Genomic DNA, 3,181 nt, shown 5'->3' with positions numbered 1-3,181 from the left:
CGTCCGAACACCCACCCCGAACGTTGATATCTCCCTGAGACCTCCCAGGGTTCACGAAAACTCAGGTGGCCCTTTCCTGAAATCTCAGTCTCGGCAGTCTAGGCTCGGCTTGAAGCACACCTGTGCACGTCGTCCGCGCTTCTCCGCGCGGCTCGCCGCCCGCACAGAGCCGTCAGATACGCACAGACCCATCAGTACCCACAGCACCATCAGTTCCGCACAGAGCCGATAGTTCTGCACAGAGCCGTCAGTTCCCGCGGCACCGTCAGTCCGCGCAGGGACCACCGTCGCGCACCGCCGCCTCGGTGCGTGCCTGCGATGACGCGCAACCCAAGGAGGCGCAATGAAAGGTCAGCTCCCCATCGTTCGCTTGGTCACCGGTGAGACCACGGGACAGCGCATCGCGCGGATCGCCGCAGCCGCCTCGGCGGTCGGACTCGGGGCACTCGCCGCGTGGGACGTCACGCAGAAGAAGCACTCGATCCTGCGCAACTACCCGATCGCGGGACACGCGCGCTTCCTCCTCGAGTCGATCCGACCGGAGATCCAGCAGTACTTCATCGAACGGAACTGGGACGGCCGACCCTTCAGCCGCGACGCCCGCACGACGATCTACGAACGGTCGAAGGGCATCCTCTCCGAGCACGCCTTCGGCACCGAGCACGACGTCGACCGCACCGGCTACGAAGCGCTCATGCACTCGACGACCCCGCTGCCCAACTCCCCCACCCCGCCGCGGATCCGGGTGGGCGGCAAGGACTGCACTCAGCCCTACGACATCTCCCTGCTCAACGTCTCCGCGATGAGCTTCGGCTCGCTCAGCGACAACGCCGTGCGCGCGCTCAACAAGGGCGCCGCGATGGGCGGCTTCGCCCAGGACACCGGCGAGGGCTCGATCTCCCCGTACCACCAGGAGTTCGGCGGCGACCTCATCTGGGAGCTCGGCACCGGATACTTCGGCGCCCGCACCCCCGACGGCGACTTCGATCCCGACAAGTTCGCCGCGAAGGCCCAGGACCCGCAGGTCAAGATGACTTCGCTCAAGCTCTCCCAGGGGGCCAAGCCCGGCCTCGGCGGCGTCCTCCCCGGCAAGAAGGTCACCGAGGAGATCGCGAAGATCCGCGACGTGCCCGTCGGTCAGACATGCATCAGCCCGCCGAACCACCGCGTCTTCTCGACCCCGATCGAGCTGCTCCGGTTCATCGCGAAGATGCGCGAGCTCTCCGGGGGCAAACCCGCCGGCTTCAAGCTCTGCGTCGGCTCCCGCACCGAGTTCCTCGCGATCTGCAAGGCGATGCTCGAAACCGGGATCACCCCCGACTTCATCATCGTCGACGGCTCCGAGGGCGGCACCGGTGCCGCACCCCTGGAGTTCGAGGACAACGTCGGCCTCCCCCTCACCCAGGGCCTGATGATCGTCCACAATGCGCTCGTCGGCGCGGGGCTGCGCGATCAGATCAAGATCGGCGCCTCCGGCAAGGTCGCGAGCGGCTCCGACATCGTCAAGCGCCTCATCCAGGGCGCCGACTTCACGAACTCGGCCCGCGCCATGATGATGGCCGTCGGCTGCATCCAGGCCCAGGAGTGCCACACCGGCAAGTGCCCCGTCGGCGTCGCCACCCAGGATGCCCGCCGCGCTCGCGCGATCTACGTCCCCGACAAGGCCGAACGCGTGCGCAACTACCACGACGGCACCGTCGCCGAGGCGGTCCGCCTCATGGCCTCGATGGGCGCGGCCCATCCCAGCGAACTCGAACCGACGATGCTCCGCCGCAACCTCTCCCCGACCGAATCCTGGTCCTACGCCCGCCTCTACGACTGGCTCGAACCCGGCGAACTGCTCAACGGCGCCCCCGAGGACTGGGCCGCCGACTGGGCCACCGCCCGCGCGGACACCTTCCACATCGCCCGCGGTCAGAGTCGCTGACCAGGCAGGACACGCTCATGAGCCGCATCGTCCTCCTCCACTCCGCGTTCGGGCTCACTCCCGGCATCGGCCGCATCGCCGACGAGTTCCGCAGCCGGGGACACGAGGTCCACACCCCCGACTTCTATGCGGGGCAGACCTTCACCAGCGCCGAGGCGGGGGTGGCCCATTCCCGGGACGTCGGGTTTCGGACGCTGGTCGACCGCGTCACCGAACTCACCAGCGCGCTGACCGGGCCGCTCGTGTTCGCAGGGCTCTCGCTCGGAGCGAGCGTCGCCCAGCAGATGGGCAAGAACGATTCCCGCGCCCGCGGGGCCCTCCTCTTCCACGGCGGCGGCTTCCCCTCCCGAACCCGCTGGCAGCCGCAGGTGCCCGTGCAGATCCACTTCGCCGTCGAGGACGAATGGCGCACGCCGGTCCTCGCGGAGACCCTCATGGAATCCGCCGCCGCTGCCGGGGCACCGGCCGAGTCCTTCCTCTACCCGGGCAGCTCACACCTCTTCAGCGACCCCGAATCACCGGACTTCGAGCCCGAGAGCGCCGCCCTTCTCCTCGCCCGTGCCGACCGCTTCCTCGCCGACTTCGCAAGCTGACTCGACAGCACCTCGACCCGCTCGCCCACCGCACCCTCAGCCGGCGCCCGCGATGCCCTGCATGCCGCGTCAGAGCCCTCTCGCGACGGTTTCCGTTACAGGCAAGCACACCTGACAAGCCCGCCTCATCGATGACGTCATTGAAAAATCTTCTAAAAGTGGGGTTACATTCGGCACGCAATGTTCTACTCTGGAATGAAAATTCCATACCGGTGAGCGACCTTCGGAATCCGTGATGCACGGTCACCTCCGTGCCTCGATTCCCCGGCTCAGGCTGCGATGCCCCGACCGTCTGACTCCTCCTGCGAGGACGAGACGGCGGAGCTCCCTCATCGCCAGCACTCCGATGCGCACCGGCTGGCAGCGACCACCCCACGCTGCGAGCATCGCGCACCAGGCGAACTTCGCCGCTCCCCTCCGGCGCCCACCTCTGCGAACGGATCCCCATGACCAGCACCCGCCCCGATCCGACGGCTCCGACCAGCAGCCGTCGGCGGACGCAGCCCGACCTCCCGCCTCGGCGCGCGTTCACCCCTCGACGTACCCGGACGGCACCCCACGACTACGACGCTCCCCGTGTCTCCGCGACACAGCGCCGACATCCCTCTTGCCGGTGGACGCGATGACCGACAGCGGGACAGGTGACCTCCCCATCATCGGC

The 3,181-nt window shown here is 68.1% G+C and carries 2 protein-coding genes; both read left to right on the top strand.

What is annotated here, in order from left to right:
* Nucleotides 1-343 precede the first annotated feature (343 nt).
* A complete protein-coding gene (locus FFS20_RS17720) occupies nt 344-1,927 on the top strand; it encodes an FMN-binding glutamate synthase family protein (RefSeq protein WP_137827091.1) in 1,584 nt (527 codons plus the stop codon).
* Between the two features lie 17 nt (nt 1,928-1,944).
* Nucleotides 1,945-2,520 (top strand): alpha/beta fold hydrolase, encoded by a 576-nt coding sequence (locus FFS20_RS17715; RefSeq protein WP_137827090.1) that lies wholly within the window; start codon nt 1,945-1,947, stop codon nt 2,518-2,520.
* Nucleotides 2,521-3,181 lie beyond the last annotated feature (661 nt).

The organism is Brevibacterium sp. 2SA, from assembly GCF_005502845.1.
Lineage (GTDB): Bacteria > Actinomycetota > Actinomycetes > Actinomycetales > Brevibacteriaceae > Brevibacterium.
The sequence above is the reverse complement of the archived record's forward strand: the minus strand, read 5'-3'. Positions and strand labels throughout refer to the sequence as shown.